General features: G+C 44.3%; 14 protein-coding genes. 8 read left to right on the plus strand and 6 right to left on the minus strand.

Features of this window, described 5'->3' with window-relative positions; translation table 11 throughout:
* Positions 1 to 4 precede the first annotated feature (4 nt).
* The gene (cydD, locus tag V6669_RS15325) at positions 5 to 1,828 is read left to right on the plus strand and encodes a thiol reductant ABC exporter subunit CydD (protein WP_338594789.1); all 1,824 of its coding nucleotides are present in this window, start codon (positions 5 to 7) and stop codon (positions 1,826 to 1,828) included.
* Positions 1,825 to 3,552, plus strand: a complete 1,728-nt coding sequence (cydC, locus tag V6669_RS15330; protein ID WP_338594791.1) for a thiol reductant ABC exporter subunit CydC — start codon at positions 1,825 to 1,827, stop codon at positions 3,550 to 3,552. The genes cydD and cydC overlap by 4 nt, the downstream gene beginning before the upstream one ends.
* A 155-nt stretch (positions 3,553 to 3,707) precedes the next feature.
* Here cydC and V6669_RS15335 read toward each other — a convergent pair whose 3' ends face one another.
* Positions 3,708 to 3,983, minus strand: a complete 276-nt coding sequence (locus V6669_RS15335) for a hypothetical protein (RefSeq protein WP_338594793.1) — start codon at positions 3,981 to 3,983, stop codon at positions 3,708 to 3,710.
* 187 nt (positions 3,984 to 4,170) lie between these two features.
* Between V6669_RS15335 and V6669_RS15340 the strand changes: the two genes are divergently transcribed.
* Both V6669_RS15340 and V6669_RS15345 read left to right on the plus strand, forming a co-directional pair.
* Positions 4,171 to 5,787 carry a helix-turn-helix domain-containing protein gene (locus V6669_RS15340; RefSeq protein ID WP_338594794.1) on the plus strand — a complete coding sequence of 539 codons (1,617 nt, stop codon included), beginning with the start codon at positions 4,171 to 4,173 and terminating at the stop codon, positions 5,785 to 5,787.
* A gap of 28 nt (positions 5,788 to 5,815) precedes the next feature.
* Complete coding sequence (locus V6669_RS15345) at positions 5,816 to 7,561, plus strand: sensor histidine kinase (RefSeq protein ID WP_338594796.1); 1,746 nt, start codon at positions 5,816 to 5,818, stop codon at positions 7,559 to 7,561.
* 105 nt (positions 7,562 to 7,666) lie between these two features.
* Here the strand turns inward: V6669_RS15345 and V6669_RS15350 are convergent, their stop codons facing one another.
* The 4 genes from V6669_RS15350 to V6669_RS15365 form a co-directional block, all read right to left on the minus strand.
* Positions 7,667 to 8,557, minus strand: a complete 891-nt coding sequence (locus V6669_RS15350; RefSeq protein WP_100526293.1) for a carbohydrate ABC transporter permease — start codon at positions 8,555 to 8,557, stop codon at positions 7,667 to 7,669.
* A gap of 18 nt (positions 8,558 to 8,575) precedes the next feature.
* A complete protein-coding gene (locus tag V6669_RS15355) occupies positions 8,576 to 9,466 on the minus strand; it encodes an ABC transporter permease subunit (RefSeq protein WP_338586735.1) in 891 nt (296 codons plus the stop codon).
* Positions 9,467 to 9,556: 90 nt separating this feature from the next.
* The gene (locus V6669_RS15360; RefSeq protein ID WP_338586736.1) at positions 9,557 to 11,161 is read right to left on the minus strand and encodes a hypothetical protein; all 1,605 of its coding nucleotides are present in this window, start codon (positions 11,159 to 11,161) and stop codon (positions 9,557 to 9,559) included.
* Positions 11,162 to 11,348: 187 nt separating this feature from the next.
* Positions 11,349 to 12,359, minus strand: a complete 1,011-nt coding sequence (locus V6669_RS15365) for an alpha/beta fold hydrolase (RefSeq protein ID WP_338586737.1) — start codon at positions 12,357 to 12,359, stop codon at positions 11,349 to 11,351.
* Between the two features lie 124 nt (positions 12,360 to 12,483).
* On the opposite strand from V6669_RS15365, the gene V6669_RS15370 reads away from it, so the two are divergent.
* Positions 12,484 to 13,368, plus strand: coding sequence for a LysR family transcriptional regulator (locus V6669_RS15370; RefSeq protein WP_338586738.1), 885 nt, complete (start codon positions 12,484 to 12,486; stop codon positions 13,366 to 13,368).
* Between the two features lie 111 nt (positions 13,369 to 13,479).
* Positions 13,480 to 13,944 (plus strand): NUDIX domain-containing protein, encoded by a 465-nt coding sequence (locus tag V6669_RS15375; RefSeq protein WP_338586739.1) that lies wholly within the window; start codon positions 13,480 to 13,482, stop codon positions 13,942 to 13,944.
* A gap of 162 nt (positions 13,945 to 14,106) precedes the next feature.
* Here the strand turns inward: V6669_RS15375 and V6669_RS15380 are convergent, their stop codons facing one another.
* Positions 14,107 to 14,454, minus strand: coding sequence for a helix-turn-helix domain-containing protein (locus tag V6669_RS15380; RefSeq protein WP_338586740.1), 348 nt, complete (start codon positions 14,452 to 14,454; stop codon positions 14,107 to 14,109).
* Positions 14,455 to 14,588: 134 nt separating this feature from the next.
* Here V6669_RS15380 and V6669_RS15385 point away from each other — a divergent pair, with 134 nt between their 5' ends.
* Together V6669_RS15385 and V6669_RS15390 are read left to right on the plus strand one after the other, a co-directional pair.
* Positions 14,589 to 15,503, plus strand: a complete 915-nt coding sequence (locus tag V6669_RS15385; RefSeq protein ID WP_338586741.1) for a DsbA family protein — start codon at positions 14,589 to 14,591, stop codon at positions 15,501 to 15,503.
* Positions 15,504 to 15,687: 184 nt separating this feature from the next.
* Complete coding sequence (locus tag V6669_RS15390) at positions 15,688 to 16,257, plus strand: hypothetical protein (RefSeq protein WP_338586742.1); 570 nt, start codon at positions 15,688 to 15,690, stop codon at positions 16,255 to 16,257.
* The last annotated feature ends 542 nt before the right edge of the window (positions 16,258 to 16,799 follow it).

Genomic DNA, 16,799 nt, shown 5'->3' on the forward strand with positions numbered 1-16,799 from the left:
TTCAATGAAGAGGAGAGCCAAATCCAATCTGATCTCGCAGCAAATGTCTTTACAACGAAAAAACAGGCTTCTCCTTGCGATCATATCGCTGGCGCTTGGTGTAGCTATAATAAGTCAGGCCACCTTGGTGGCTGAAGCAGTCCAGCGAATCTTTGTAGAGAAAGCTTCCTTTTCATCCGTGGTTCTGTTACTGGGCCTATTGCTGGCTGTCATGGCTGTACGTGCACTATTGTCGTATGGAAACGGGAAAGTGGGCTTGCATATGGCAGCACGCGCCAAGACGAATATGCGAGCATCTGTATTGCAGAAGCTGACCCGCGCTTCCATGCCTTCAACCCTGAGTGGACAGACGGGAGGAAAGGTCAGTGTTGCTTTGGATGCTGTGGATGAAGCCGACAGTTATTTCAGTCAGTACATGCCGCGTATGATGGAAGCCGCGATGATCCCGATTCTGATTCTGGTTGTTACATTTACGCAGCACGCCAACACAGGCTGGATTATGCTGTTTACGGCACCGTTTATCCCGCTGTTCATGATCTTGGTTGGGCTCCAAACGAAAAACAAATCAGAAGAAAAATACGCGCAACTGGCTGAGTTTTCCGGTACATTTCTGGATTCGCTTCAAGGACTGGTTACGTTGAAAATATTCGGACGGGCTAAACGTCAGCAACAGGAGATTGAACGCAGCAGTCTGGGATATCGTGATGCCACCATGGGCATTTTGAAAATTGCATTTACAAATACGTTTATGCTGGAATCGATTGTGATGTTAAGCATTGGTATTGTTGCGCTTGAACTGGCTATCCAATTACTCGTTTTCAAATCGATGACCTTTCATACGGCCTTTCTTGTGTTGCTACTCGTCCCTGAGTTTTACAGTCTGTTGAAGAATACAGGAACGGCTTTTCACAGCGGGCGAACCAGTATGGGGGCCATTCGTAAGGTGGAACAAATGCTTGAGGAAACAAGTATCAAGAGCACACAAACGAAGCCTGAAGAAGGACCGGATCAAAGCGAATTAACCGATGTCGATGCAATTGCAAAGACGGAAGAGCTTCGTACAACTCGCGCCGAGTTGATAACAATGCCACCAACCATTGAACTGAACGATGTCCGATTCCAGTACAAATCTGATTCCTTTGGACTTGAGACAGGACAGATCTCGATTGGACCGGGAGAACAGATCGCTATTGTAGGCAAAAGTGGCTCAGGTAAAACCACGCTGCTTCATCTCATTGCTGGTTTGCTGAAACCAGATTCTGGAGCGGTTCTGGTTAACGGAAGCCAGCTTTTGCAACATGATGAGGCTGCATGGTTTGAACGTGTTAGCTACATTACACAGCATCCGTATATTTTTGCAGGTACATTTGCCGAAAATATCGCCATTGGCGCGGGTCGGAACGTCTCCAGAGCTGAAATTGAGCAGGCTGCAGAGGAAGCAGGGCTTGCTAGCGTTGTTGCACAATTGGAGCAGGGATTAGATACGTTTGTTGGTGAAGGTGGCCGGGGATTATCTGGTGGGGAAAAGCAAAGACTTGCTTTGGCACGTGCTTTTCTGAAGCGACCTGCGGTTATTTTGTTCGACGAACCCACAGTAGGGCTGGATCTGCACACCGAGCGGGTATTGCAACAATCCATTGCGGCATTAGCCAAAACGGCAACGATGATTACGGTGGCACACCGTTTATATACAATTCAACATGCGGACAACATTTTGTTTATGGACAATGGGGTATTGGTGGATTCAGGACATCATAAAGCGCTACTGGCGCGCCTACCTCAATATGCGGAGATGGTTGATGTACAACGGAAAGGAGGGTTAGCATGAATGAGCTGACGATTCTGTCAAAAGCGATGATTCAGGAGCGCAAGGATATCTTGCTTTCGCTATTGGGCGGATTTATCGCCGGGATAGCAGGTGTAGCTCTCTTTTCCGCGAGTGGTTACATGATATCGCAAACGGTATTTGCGCCACCGCTGTACACCTTAATTGTACTCACCTCCATGGTCAAACTGCTTGGTTTCCTTCGAGCGGCGAGCCGCTACGGAGAACGCTTGTATTCGCACAGAGCAACATTCTCCATGCTGAGCCGTTTGCGGACATCCTTTTTTGCCAAACTGATCCCGGTAACGCCAGGTATATTGAACAAAAACCGAAGCGGGGATCTGCTTGCGCGGATCGTGGGTGATGTGGAAAGCTTGCAAAATTACTTTTTGCGGGTCGCGTATCCACCCATCATGGTCGTTATGGTGTTTTTGGCTACCATGCTGTTCACTTCGGCCTTTTCGATCTGGATTGCATGTTTGTTAGTACTAGGTATGCTGATTACGGCATTTGTTGTACCAGGTATTGTCTTGTTAGGTCAGCGAAAAATACACGGACGTGTCCGCCAGCAACGTGCCTTGCTGTCCACGGAAGTAACCGAAGTATTGTATGGTTTCAGGGATTTGAAAGTATACGGCCAATTGGAACAGCGCGAAGAGCAGCTTCAGCAGGCTTCCGCTGCATTGGCAACGGAACAGAGGCAAGCCGCTTCGCACTTGCTGCGCGGGCAATCCATGCACGTTTTTGTGACGTATCTTGTTACATGGGGAGTGCTAGCACTCAGCGCTTTCTTAATTGTGAATGGAGCGTTTGCGGGTGTATTCCTCGCCATGCTGATCCTGGCTACGCAGACCGTGTTCGAAGAAGCTGCGGCAATGGCTATATTACCTCTATATAAGCAGGACAGTGAACACGCCGCTCAGCGACTGGCGGAAACGGTGCCAACCTCCGATGTACAACCTGTACAGCCAAGCGGTGAAGTTTCAGCCGATCAGGCGGTTTCGATTGAACTATCCGGTGTTAACTTCCAATATGAAGGGGAATGGAGACCGGCGCTGAGGGAGCTATCTCTGCAACTTGCAGCAGGCTCCAAAACAGCGATTGTCGGGCCGAGCGGCTCAGGTAAGTCAACGATTATTGATCTGTTACTCAAGCTGCGTATACCAACGTCTGGCGATATACGGATAAACGATGTTCCGGTGCAGGAACTGAATGAGGAGAGTATTTGGCAAAGGGCAAATGTTGTGTTGCAGCAAAGTCATTTCTTCCGGGGAACCATCCGGGACAACCTGTTGCTGAATGGAGAAGAACATTCGGATGAACAACTGTCGGCTGTGCTGGATCAAGTACAACTGCCCAATAAGTTGTTGAGTGATTTGGTGTATGAAAAAGGGGAGAACCTGTCGGATGGTGAGAAGCAGCGGTTGGCTCTCGCACGGGCCATGCTGCGCAAAGGACGGTTATGGCTTCTGGACGAACCCACGTCTTCGCTGGATTACGTCACAGAGAAACATGTGCTCCAGCATCTTCTTGCACAAGCATCCGAAGATACATTTCTCCTGATCTGCCATCGGCTGACCGGATTGGAAGAGATGGATCGGATTGTGGTCATGGACCAAGGCAAGATTGTGGAATCGGGTTCTTATTCAGAGCTAATGGAGCAAAAAGGCTATTTTTATGAAATGAAACAAATTGAACGACAAATGATTGGAGACGCCGGGGCGTAAAAATGTAAGATCAGTCCTGATCGTAGTGTCAGTAGTACTTTTAAAACAGGCTAAAGAACGGTCACTGATGTTATCTGTTATTATCAGTGAACCGTTCTTTAGTCTTTTTGTCTATCCATTGAGAATAACAGTTAAGTCGCAATGTAAGTTTATTTTTACATAACAGCAGATGATTCAGACGCCTTGTTTTTCTTCGCAAGTGGTTTTTTCCTCAATGTTCGATCATATAGATACGGCTTACCGTGATATTCCCATGCATTTTTTTGTTTTTGCTTTTTATGTATATCAACTTTAATCTCCAGGTTGGCAACATTACTTTGGAATTCAGAAGCAATTCGTTTGCACCATTTCAGTCCACTTTCCTCTGATGCACTAAAATGAACACGTAACAGATATCCATTCACCGTTAATTCAAACTTGTATAAATTCATGATATGTATCCTTTCCAGGTGGGAGTTGTATACTGCACTAAATACGATAATCTAATTATAACAGGAACATACGTTCTGTAAAAGTGGAATTTATGATATTTACCATGCAATAAGGTTCGCTAGACATCTTTGCAAGAGTTCGTTTAATGGTAAAATATCTAAAAATGGTTCATGTTGGGGGATACGCATGTATAAACTGATGATCGTAGATGATGAATTGCTCATGCGGGTTGGAATTCGTTCCATGCTGAATTGGGAAGAGTACAATTTCTATGTTGTTGGTGAAGCGGGAAATGGGAAAGAGGCATTAAGCCTTGCGCTTGAAGTGATGCCTGATCTAATTATTACAGATATCAAGATGCCGATTATGGATGGGCTACAGCTTATACAAGAGGCCTCCTGCGTACTGAAAACCTGTAAGTATGTCATCCTGAGTAATTTTGACGAATTTCATTATGTGAAAGAGGCGCTAAAACTTGGCGCTTCAGATTACTTGATTAAAAGTGAAATCACCGAATCCTCCCTTATTGATCTCCTGAGCACTGTTGGACAGAAACTGCAAAGTGAACATGTTCACCCAACCAACACACCCTCTATAACACAGGACTATTACAAGAGCCTAAGATATCTAAAGGATAGTTTCTTTCAAGATATTGTAAGCGGATTCATTAGTGAGGAGGATATCGTCACCAAAGCGGAAGAACTGCATTTTCGTATACGTTCGGACCAGTTGGTTGTCATGAAGTTCATCGTGAACTATTACGAGGATGCAAAGCGGAAATATGTTGAGAAGGGGGAAAAGCTGCTCCGATTTTCGATTCTTAATATTATGGAAGAGATCATTCCATCGAAGTGGGAGAAAGAGATTTTTGTTGAAAGTTCCTCTGAATATTGGGTGATCGTTAATGTACTTCCTGAGAGCCAATCTGTACACGCCGACTTGAATAAACTATGTAATAAATTGCTGTCTTCGATCAAGGATTTTATGAATCTGTCGCTCACGGCTGGGGTAAGTAGAATGACTTCCGGTTTCCTTCACATCAGGAAGGCCTGCCAAGAGGCAGAAACGGCTCTAGAACAGGGGTTCTTCACAGGAAGCAACCAGGTGCTGTATTACGATGATATGGTTCAATCCCCAGATCGACATGAAGTTAAGGGGGCTTTAAGCCCGCAACAAGAACGAGATTTGTTGAAGTTGTGGGTAAGCAAAGACAACCAAAAGGCGGAAGAGTTCCTTGAAGGAATCCGATCCAATCTGGAACAGCTACGAGCGGATGAGAATAGCATTCGCAAGCAATATATCATGGTAATGGAAACGATACATTCCCATCTATCCCGAGCTACGGAAAGAGGTGCACCTTCTTTAACAGAGAAATCACCCTATGAAATCGTTCTAAAGGGGGAGTATTGGGAGGATATCCACCAAGATATGCTTGCTCATATTGCGTATTACTTCCAAACCGATTCCCAAACCAAACAGGAAAGCACCTACACCGATCTCGCCACTGAATTGATCGACAAGTATTATGCGGAAGATATCTCACTGCAAAGTATCGCTAGCCAAATCAGTGTGAATCCGTCGTATCTCAGCCGTGTGTTCAAACAGGAACGAGGAGAGAACTTTATTACGTACTTGACCCGAGTTCGAATTGAACATGCGAAGGCGTATCTGTTGAGCAGAGGAATGAGAGTGTATGAAATCGCAGAAAAGGTGGGCTACCATAATTACACGTACTTCAGTAAGATTTTCAAAAAATCGGTAGGGGTCACTCCGGAGGAATATCGAGAATTACAGCAGGGATGAATGTAATCGGTGAATAGAGGTGCAGCATATGAAGCATGTTCGGCCCTTCCGAATCAAGTACAAAATTATGGTGATCTGTATGACGGTCATTATCCTTCCGGTATTGGTGATGACAATCAATTCGTATTACTCCTCAGAGCGGTTGTTGGCACAGAACTATACAACGTTGCTAAACGATCTGGCCAAACAAACGAATATTCGCATTGACGAGTTCCTCAAGGAGATTGAGAAAATTTCGCTGCTAGCCAGCAATGGGCTTAGTGACAATCTGTCTGCGACTCATGAAGGGAGTTTTCCGATCCAGGATTTCCTGCGAGAGGGTGATGAACAACATGAGATTGCCGCATACAATATTCTGATGAATTATATCATGATGAAAGATCGCGTATTCTCCATTTACCTCTACAATATGAACGGGGGTCAAGACCTTTTTGTCAGTCCACATCAACCCATTGATCCAAACTTCAAAGTAGCAAACGAATTGTGGTTTAAAAAGTTCATGCATGATAAGGATCGAACCATTACACTCACTACACGAATTGACGAGCAATTGGAGAATAAAATACTGGCAGTGTCACACGCTCGTAAAATTCATGATGTGACTAGTGGAAAACTGCTTGGCGTGATCGTTGTCAGCATTGATATCAAATTCATTGAAATCGTCAATCGAAACTTGCAGGAAGGGCTGCGCTCCAGATTCATGATCGTTGATGAGGATGACAAAATCGTATACAACGTGAACGAACGATTAATCGGGACACTGTTCCGGGACAACGTTCGTCCACCTGAATCACTAAATGTCGTGGTGACCAGTCCCCTTAGTCAGCAAAAATGGACAACGTACTTATATATGCCTTTGGATGAGCTGACTGCTGATGGCAAAATATTGGGCCGTAATCTGGTGACGCTTGCCATCGTCATTGTACTTTTTGCTGCCGTAATATCCATCTTTTTATCTCATGTGATCACAACTCCCATTAAAAAACTGCTACGGAATATCGCTCTAGTCGAGAAAGGTCAGTTTGAACAAGTTGAACCTATTGGCTCCAGAGATGAGATTGGACATTTATCCATTCGATTCAACAGAATGTCACACGAATTGAAGCGAATGGTCGAGCGGATGCAGCAGGAAGAAATAGAGAAAGCCAAGGCCGAGATGCGTGCGCTCCATGACCAGATCAAGCCTCATTTTCTGTATAACACCCTTGGGTCGGTGAAATGGATTGCCTCGATGCAGCAGGCTGATAAAATCGTGGAAATGACCGATGCACTAATCTCGATGCTCCGCTATGCAACAAAATCCGATGGAACCCTCGTAACCATTCGTGAGGAACTCGATAATATAACGAATTACGTAACGATCCAGAATGTCAGGTACTATGATTGTATTCAGATGAGGTATGAGATTGAGGATAGACTGCTGGATTATCGCATGCCCAAAATGATTCTACAGCCCATTGTGGAGAATGCGATATTTCATGGACTCGCTGAACTCGAAGAAGACGGAATCATTACCATTCGGATTCAATCACAGCTGAATAAAGTTGTAATCCAAGTCTGCGATAATGGCGTCGGTATGGATCATCATACGATGCAGAATTTAATGGAAGAGAAGTCCGGTGCAGGTACGGGAACGAATGGGATTGGATTGCATAATGTGCAGCGGCGGATTCAACTTCATTTTGGGAAACCCTATGGAATACAGGTGGAGAGTAAAATAGGTGAAGGTACCATTTTCTCCATTCTGCTGCCTGCCATCATAGAAGCCAAATAGTCATACATGCTTTCATTTACGTATCTCATAATGCGATACAGCGATCATAAAAATAAGTTTAGATATAAACAAAGGGCTCGCAGTATGGACTGCAAGCCCTTTTGTTCACCCTTTGACGCTACCTAGCACCAAACCTTTGGTGAAATATTTCTGTAAAAACGGATACACGAGTAAAATCGGAATGGCACCCAGGAACATCTGAGCGGCGCGCCCCGTTCTGGCGTTCATCATGGACAACAGCTGCGTATAATCTGACCCAGATTTCAGCATGATTTGCTCAAAACTTTGCAGGAGGGTCTGGAGGTAACTTTGTAATGGATAATTGTCTGGATTGTTCATATAGATAATGCCATCGAACCACGAATTCCAGTGGGCAACGATACTGAACAAACCAACCGTAGCGAGAGCGGGCTTGAGAAGTGGGAGTAGAATACGAAGCAATACCTGTACAGGCCCAGCACCATCGATAATGGCTGATTCTTCAATCTCCTCGGGCAGCCCCCGAATGAAATTCATGAGGATAATCATACTGAATACGGGGAGGGCCCCAGGCAGGATCAGAGACCATATGGAATCGATCAGTCCCATTTTGACGACCACGAGATAGGTTGGAATTAGACCTCCGCTGAATAACATGGTTATTATGAAAAATCCCATATAGATATTACGCCCCATCAATTTTTGTTTTGATTTGGAGAGGGGATAAGCCGTGAGTACGATCAGAACCAGATTCACCACCGTTCCGATAACGGTTCGTTGAATGGCTACCCAGAGAGAGGAGAAAAATGATCCTCCAGTTAATGCAAATTCATAGGCTTTTGTCGTAAATTCCACAGGCCAGAACGTAACACTCCCCGCAGATACAGCCGCGCTGCTGCTGAATGAAACAGCCAGGAGGTTGATAAACGGCAGGATACATAGGAGAGAGATTAGAAGCAATATGGTGTAGTTTATGATAAGAAATACACGCCTGCTCATACTTTTATCATAGATCATAATGTGAGTTCCTCCTTTTTAGAAGATACGATAACCAGCCACTCTGTAAGCCAAGATATACGATACGGCAACCAGAACACTGGAAATGATCGATTTGAATAACCCGACAGCGGTACCAATTGAATACTGTGCCTGCTGAATTCCCAGACGGTAGACATAGGTATCAATAATATCACCGGTCTGATAGACAACAGGGGAGTAGAGATTATAGATCTGGTCAAAGCCAGCATTGAGTACGTTTCCAAGTGAAAGTACGGTCATTAAAACAATGGTTGGCATGAGGAGAGGCAATGTAATGTAGATGGTCTGCTTCCAGCGTTTGGCTCCGTCGATCACCGCGGCTTCGTAAAGTCCGGGATCAATACTGGTCAGGGCTGCCAAATAAACAACCGTGCCAAACCCAAAGCCTTTCCATATGTCACTTACAATCATCGTCCAAGGAAAAATAGAGGGTGTGCCAAGAAAGGAGATCGGTGCAATACCAAATACACTTAGAAATGTATTGATGATGCCGTCGGAGCTAAGGATATCCAGCATGATGCCGGCCATAATGACCCAAGAGAGGAAGTTCGGAATGTAGACAAGGGTTTGAAATGTACGTTTGATTCCACTGTGCAGTACCTCGTTAAGCAGTAATGCAAAAATTACGGGCACGATTATACCACCGATAATCTTGAAGACAGACATGTACAGTGTATTCCAGATCGTTCTTACGAAGTTCGGCTGATTAAATATGTGGTTAAAATTATCCCATCCTACCCATGGCGAGTTGAAGCCGAGGCCCGGATTGTACTTCTGAAACGCAATAATAAGTCCATAGAAAGGGATGTAACAAAAGATGAAGACCAAGACCAGGCTTGGAATCAACATGAGATGGTAAGGACTCTGCTGCTTCCATTTTCTCAACATTCATATTCCTCCGTTCCTTGTGCGCCAAATGTAATCGCTATCAAATAAAGGGGAGAGATGACCCTCATCCCCTCTATGTGACAAACGAGTTTATTTCTTCCCATAGGCTTCATTAACTGCCTGAGTTGCGTTATCGCCCCCGGCTGCACGCCAATTCTGGACAATAACATCGAAATAATCGATACTTTCACTACCCATAATGATCTTGGTGAAACCTTCGGTCAGGATATCATCCAAGGTTGTGCCGTAGCTTGAAAGTATTTCTGGCGTAACACCCCATAAGGCCGTCTTTGTATAGTTCTCGCTGTCCAGTACTTTCTTGGCAAGACCATACGCATTCTTTGGAGCCCCTTGTTGCAAATAATCACCAACTGCTCCTGGGGTTGCATTCTCCATGAATTCCACACTGTTGTTATATTTTTGCCACATACCCGACGTCGTGAGCCCACTGGTATCCTTGGATTGAAGGGCAGCGGAGACCGCCTCAAATTGCTCGTAATCGGAATTCGGATTAAGTACACGGAACGCTCCAACAACATGGGCAATATCGTTGTCCAGCAAGGCGGATAACGTTTCTGTGGATTCCTTACCATTGCCTTCATCCACAATATAAGCATAGTCGTTCAAAATTTTGATCACTTCTTCAGGGCTCTTAAATCCCTTTTTCATAACGATATAATTGTTGTTGGCGAAGAAAATGGATTGTTTGGCTTCTTTCCCATCAACGGTAGGGATGATATAAGGGTAGAAGATGGCGTCCTTACCCAGATTAGATACCGTATCGACACCCGGATTATAACCCCACCACTGGTAATAAGGCTGCATGCCCACTTTGCCGGCTACAATGTCCGCGTTCATCGCATTAAAGTCTTTGATTGCAAATTCCGGATCAATGATGCCTCGCTTGTACCATTCTGACCACTCAGCCAGCGCATTTTTCATCTCAGGCTGCACGGAGCCGTACACGAGTTTTCCATTGCTATCCTCCATCCACATATCCGGATGCGCATTCCATGCAATGGCGAGCAAGTTGAGGTAATCCAACGATTGGTCTACCGCTATACCATAACCACCGTGCTTTTCCATGAATTTTAGTGCGATATTTTTGATGTCTTCCACAGATTTCGGATCTTGGACTCCCAATTCTTCTTTCCAGTCGTTCCGGATCCAGATGAAGTCTGGTTGTTCAATTAATCCCCAGTGCATCTGTGGTATCCCGTACAGCTTACCGTCCTTCTTTCCAGACTCGTAACTGTCCGCATCTGCTTCCATGTAACCTTTGAGGCGATCTGAAGCGTGTTGATCAAATACCTCGGTAAGGTCCATGACCATATCTGCTTCGACTAACTGTCTCAGTTGTGATGGATTAACTCTGAATACGTCAGGAAGATCGTTCGATGCGATAGCCAAATTGAGTTTTGTATCGTACTCATCGCTAACCCAGTCTGTTTTGACGTTGATATTAAACTTCTCTTTGTATCGCTTAATCCATACATTGTTGGTGATATCGTCGCCCTTTGGATATTTTGCAGAAGAGTATTCTGATGTTACGGTATGAATGGTTGTCGTTCCAGCCTCGTTGGAATCCGTGTCCGTTGTTGAACCTTTATCAGCACCGCTTCCATTGCTACAGGCTGCGAGTAATAAGGTTGACATGCACACAGACAAGACTAAGGCTTTCGTTTTCTTGTTCATTTCTTTTCCCCCTTATCAGTCATATTTCAATAACGCTTACTTGAAAATATTCTAAACGAGAAAGGGGGGAACGGGATATAAAGGTTATTGACGAGAACCGGTATCTTTTTTTACTTTTGAGTCGTAGCGGAGAAAAGATAAATGAGCTTTGTGCACTTTTTTTACTTTGTACTCCTTCTTTTTTTACTCATGTCTCCAAAAATTGCTTTAGATGACGATCGATAACGATTGAATCCTCTTCGTTTGCTCCGATCCCAAAGCAGTGCCCCCACTTGGACTCTATAGGTTGATACAGCGCGTTTGGCATATGCTTAGCATCATACGCACTATCTTCTGGCGTGAAAAACAAGTCACTTGATCCTGGCATAACGAGTGCTGGAGAAGTGATCTTGCTTAACGCTTGTTCGAAGTTGCCGTCATCTACGGGATTATCGCTAATGTCTCCATAGATTCCTGTACGCAACATGGTAATCAAGTCGTTAGCATCGAAGGGAAGAAATACCTGATCCCAGTAATCTTCTACATAAGATTTCAAGGAGTCGTAACCCTCAGATTGATACAATTTCTCCAAATAATACGTCTGAGAGAACCCCCATGGAGCATAAGCTCTTCCCATCGCTGCGAGACCGGCAACCGGAGGGCGTTCATATCTACCATTTTCATAATTTGAATCTGCCTGTAACGCCGCGATCATTGCTTCGAATACCAACTGTGTATGGGGTCTGCTCTTTGCCGTTCCGCCAAAGGGGGCAATACGCTCGACCATCTCAGGATAACTAGTTCCCCATTGATAAACCTGCATGGCTCCTAGAGACCAGCCCACAACAAGTTTGATTTTGGAGATACCGAATTTTTGAGTGATGAGTTGATGTTGGGCATGCACATTGTCGTACATGGAGATGATAGGGAAGTTGTTCTTATCATATGGGGCAGGGGTATTACTTGGAGAAGACGATAACCCGTTACCTAACATATTGGGCACAACGATAAAATAACGACTGGGGTCCAGTGCTTTGTCCGTTCCAATTAACCATTCATTATCTGTGTGAATTCCAGCAAACCATGTTGGGACAACAATAACATTGTCCTTTGCCGCGTTTAAGTTTCCATAGGTCTTGTAAGCGATGAAGGCTTGAGGGAGCTGCTGTCCCGATTGAAGTAATGTATCTCCAAGGTTATATGTTTCATAATCGTTCATAGATTGATTCTCCTTATAAAATAGTAATAACTTGATTTCACTCTACAATACGTCTATTATCAATTCAACGAAACGTTATCGAACATATCATTCATTTATTTTGAACTTAGGAAGTGCCTGACTCATGGAAATACGCCAGCTAAAAACCTTTTGGACACTTGCATCGACCTGCAGCTTTAGTCAAACCGCTGAATTATTGAGCTATGTACCGTCTACCATAACTATGCAAATCAAATCGCTGGAAGAAGAGCTTGGGGTGAAATTGCTGGATCGATTAGGCAAAAAGGTTGTGTTAACGGATGCTGGCCAACAGTTTCTGCCTTACGCCACTAAGATATTAAACGATGTAGAGGAAGCGAAGTGCATATCCAGTCAGCACGGAGAATTGGCGGGAACGGTTGTGATCGGAGCAGACGAAGTGCTGTGTGCATATCTTCTTCCAGCCTTGTTCAAACGCTTCCGAGCGGACTATCCTGGTGTGCGGTTATTGTTCCGCCCCCTGTCTGGGCAAGAGCTTAAATCGAGTCTGAGAGAAGGGCATGCCGATGTCGTTTTTGTATTGGATGAGCCTATGAATTCCAAAGACCTTCAGTCAGAGTTTTTAAAGGATGAGACCTTTCAAATGGTGGTTTCTCCCGATCATATGTTAGCATCGCGTTCCGCGTTAGTTCTTGATGACTTCCACAAACAGCATTTTTTGCTGACCGAAAAGAACTGTTCGTATCGCACTTATTTTGACCAATCCATAACGAAGAAAGGTGCAGATGCTCTGACAGAGCTGGAGTTTCATAGTGTAGAAGCCATTAAACAATGTGTTGTGGCTGGTCTAGGGATCGCTTTATTACCTGAAATGGCTTTGAAGAAAGAGTTGAGCGATGGGGAAGTGGTTGCTCTGCCGTGGGATTTATCAGATGTATCCTTTTCAGCGCAAATGCTCTGGCATCGGGAAAAATGGATCTCTCCGTCTATGGCTGCTTTCATGGAGGTCGCCAAGAGTGAGTTGATTTGATTGTTCAGAATTTGTTTAGATGTATGTGTTAAAATATTCTTCATGGAGATCGTGAGGTTAAATGGAATCAACCTTCAACAACATGATACAGATATATATGGGGGATTAGCAATGGAGAGAAAGATTAGAAATTCTGCAAAAGCATTGATCATTAAAGACGGGAGAATGCTTGCAATGAAGCAGGATGATAATGATGAAGTCATCTACATTCTGCCTGGTGGGAGCCAGAATGCAGGCGAAACGCTGACGGATGCTGTGAAGCGTGAAGTTGCGGAAGAAATCGGAATCGATGTAGAACCGTTATCACTGGAATTTGTCATTGAAGGGGTATACGGTGAAGCTCTTCATCGTGTAGATTTTGTTTTTTTATGCGAGTACATAGGTTTGGTGGACCAAGATAGTTCTATTCTGCCAAGTGACGAAAACCAAGTGGAATATGAATGGCTCGAAATTAAAAATATAAACGAACTACCTTTATTTCCTTCAAAATTACGAAAGCAGATCATTAGATTGGTTGAGGGAGAAAAAACGGTTATGTATTTAGGAAATGAGGAAGATGACGACCTGAATAGTTAGATGTACACACGTCGTAAACAAGCGGCCGTCTTGTATTTATAAAGGAAAGGCTATTTCAAAGGACATGATGGTCCAGTGTAATAGCCTTTTTTGTTGTTGAACAAAGTGTACAGAGCGATTAGAAATGAACATCTAGGCTAAGGGGTTACATTAGGCCAGGTGTTATATTTCTTGTTCCTTCACACCTGCTGTCATATTTTTCTGGCCCCACATTACCATGGATTCAATTAAGGGAACTAATTCCTTACCCGATGCTGTGAGCGAATACTCCACTCTCGGTGGCACCTCGTTATATTGCTCCCGATGCACGATGCCGGAATGAATCAAATCCTTCAAACAATTAGTTAACATCGTTCCGGTAATGCCAGGCAGTCTTCTTTTTAATTCATTGTAACGTATACAGTCATTTTCACTGAGGATTGCCAGGATCGGAAGATTCCACTTGCCTCCAATGACCTGAAATGCATAAGTCGCTGGACATAACTGATCGAAATTAAACTCGTATTTCACTTGATACCCTCCAATAGTATACTTTTTGATACTAAGTCAGAAAAAGAATCGTACTTGTTCAGAAGATTGTAGACATTATAATCAAACTAACACAAGAAAATCAATTCATAAGACAATATAAAGGCGGGATACACGTGAGTAACGAATCTATGATGTGTGATCTGGAAACAGGCGTATGTGGTGTGAGCGAAGAAGAGGCGATGCAAGAAATCAATCTGAATCACGTTGAGAAAAGGATAACTCTTTATTACGCAACAGATCCGATCTGCTCTCACTGCTGGGCGCTTGAGCCTGTGCTTCATCGGTTTATTGAGGAATACGGTCATTATTTTACGCTGCAAATTAAAATGGGTGGGCTACTGGCTAACTGGAATGGTTTCTCGGATGGCGCTAACGGGATTCAGAAACCTTCAGATGTTGCAGAGCATTGGAAGGAAGTGGGTGAACATTCACGTATGCCCATCGACGGTTCCTTATGGCACGATAATCCAATACTTTCTTCCTATCCGCCATCTCGCGTATTTAAGGTCATTCAGAGTACACACCCTGGTAAAGAGCAGGACTTCTTAAGACGTGTGCGTGAAGCCGTGTTTGTATTTAATCGAAATATTGGAGAAGATGATGTGCTGACGGATATCGTCAATCAACTGGGCTTGAATGGAAAAGAAGTGGTTGAGGCGGCTGCAGAGCAATCTGCACAAGAGTTATTAGAGGAAGACTTTGAGAGTGTCGCTAGTTTGGGCGTTAGAGGTTTCCCATCAATTATCATTGTGAATGAAGAGAACCAGGGTATGAAAATTGTCGGAGCCCGTTCTCTTGAAACATATGTGCAAGCACTTCAGCAGGTGCTTGGTGGTGATCTTAAACCCAAACAGATAACCTCGTTGGAACAGAAACTCAATGAGGGACACCTTCTTTTTTCTAAAGAAATGGAGATCTTGTACAATATCGAAAAGACTGATATTGAATCATATGTGAAATCTGAATTGGCAGAGCACACATATCGTATGGGTCATATCTTGAATGAGATGTATATCGAGCATATCTGAGACAGGAAAAACAAGAAATCGAATTAGCACATTTTTACCGAAGGATTATTATCAATATTGATATGAGCCTCGATCCGGTGGGATTTTAAATATCCGCAGGCAACACGGATGTGTTATTCGCACAGGCAAGTCGTCCACCCATTGCGTAGACTGAAGTAGATCAAGTCAAGTGGAGGTGAATTCCATGGCTAAAACCAATGAAATACACGTCCGGGTGAAACGGCTCAAGGATCGCCCAGTCTGCGTGACTCTTCATAATGGCGAGACGTACGTCGGGTACATCTCTGGCGTTAACAGCGAAGGCGTAGTGCTTACCGGGGGCGGAAAGCTTACTCAGGCCGCAATCACAGCACCTTCATCTGAAGGCAGTGCTCGCAAAACCAAACCTAAAGCAGGGGCTACAAGAAAAACAGCATCCGCTCGAAACCGTAAACGGGTGAACAGCACACGTAAGTCGCAAGTACGATCCCGGTCGATGTCTCGCTCAACGTCTAGGCAAGCCCAGGTATCATCTTTCATGCCTATGCTAGGCTCATTGTTAGGTGGCTTTGGCGGTGCAGGCTCGATTGGAGGTATGTTAGGCGGTGGTATGCGGTTGTTTGGCATGATCCAGCGGTTTACACCTGTGGTCAAAATGGGGTATGGCATGATTAAGCAGATTCAGCCATTTATGGGGGCAGTTCAAGGGCTGATGACTCCAGCAAGCCAAGCTGCGGCAGAAGCCGAAGGTGAAGAGGAAGCACAACAAGGATAATACTTGAAATGAAAATCGTGAAATAGAACACAACCTTCGTTGCATTTGGGAAGGAAGCATTGCTAGTATGTTGGGTGATTTGATCTTTTTCTGATCTGATCTGTTCCTTATCTTCTTCTCTGTTCTGTTTCAGCTTCTTCGCTAGATGCTTCACTGCAAGCTGCTCTCCGTACGGCAAACGGAGGGTGGCTTATTTCTTATGCTGTATAAGAAGTTTGAACCAGCTCAATATAGCATGCTTGCTCAGCGCTAACGAACCTCAGAAACCTTATTCGGGTCAATATCAAGCCATTAAAATTCTAACGAATATGACAAACCCTATTCGCTGCATAATGTAAGATATAGTGTTGAAAAGGGGCTGATTCTGCAACATAACTTCTCCTGTGTTCGTTAGAATTAAAATCCGCCCGAATCGGGTTAAATAAGACTCCCTGTATTCGTTAAATTCGTTCGTTACGAGGAATAAAAAATGAGGTTTCAAATACGCGTCTAACATCTAACTTTGGAACTGTGTAGTTCGGCGGACTACCCTCATACAGCAA

The sequence above is a fragment of the Paenibacillus sp. Y5S-9 genome (genome assembly GCF_036894235.1).
Classification (GTDB): Bacteria; Bacillota; Bacilli; order Paenibacillales; family Paenibacillaceae; genus Paenibacillus.

Bases quoted from the DNA above. Each gene is read 5' to 3' on its own strand.
- V6669_RS15355 (WP_338586735.1), bottom strand. From the start codon at position 9,466: ATGTTGAGAAAATGGAAGCAGCAGAGTCCTTACCATCTCATGTTGATT.
- cydD (WP_338594789.1), top strand. From the start codon at position 5: ATGAAGAGGAGAGCCAAATCCAATCTGATCTCGCAGCAAATGTCTTTA.
- V6669_RS15390 (WP_338586742.1), top strand. From the start codon at position 15,688: ATGGCTAAAACCAATGAAATACACGTCCGGGTGAAACGGCTCAAGGAT.
- V6669_RS15340 (WP_338594794.1), top strand. From the start codon at position 4,171: ATGTATAAACTGATGATCGTAGATGATGAATTGCTCATGCGGGTTGGA.
- cydC (WP_338594791.1), top strand. From the start codon at position 1,825: ATGAATGAGCTGACGATTCTGTCAAAAGCGATGATTCAGGAGCGCAAG.
- V6669_RS15350 (WP_100526293.1), bottom strand. From the start codon at position 8,557: ATGATCTATGATAAAAGTATGAGCAGGCGTGTATTTCTTATCATAAAC.
- V6669_RS15375 (WP_338586739.1), top strand. From the start codon at position 13,480: ATGGAGAGAAAGATTAGAAATTCTGCAAAAGCATTGATCATTAAAGAC.
- V6669_RS15365 (WP_338586737.1), bottom strand. From the start codon at position 12,359: ATGAACGATTATGAAACATATAACCTTGGAGATACATTACTTCAATCG.
- V6669_RS15345 (WP_338594796.1), top strand. From the start codon at position 5,816: ATGAAGCATGTTCGGCCCTTCCGAATCAAGTACAAAATTATGGTGATC.
- V6669_RS15335 (WP_338594793.1), bottom strand. From the start codon at position 3,983: ATGAATTTATACAAGTTTGAATTAACGGTGAATGGATATCTGTTACGT.
- V6669_RS15360 (WP_338586736.1), bottom strand. From the start codon at position 11,161: ATGAACAAGAAAACGAAAGCCTTAGTCTTGTCTGTGTGCATGTCAACC.
- V6669_RS15370 (WP_338586738.1), top strand. From the start codon at position 12,484: ATGGAAATACGCCAGCTAAAAACCTTTTGGACACTTGCATCGACCTGC.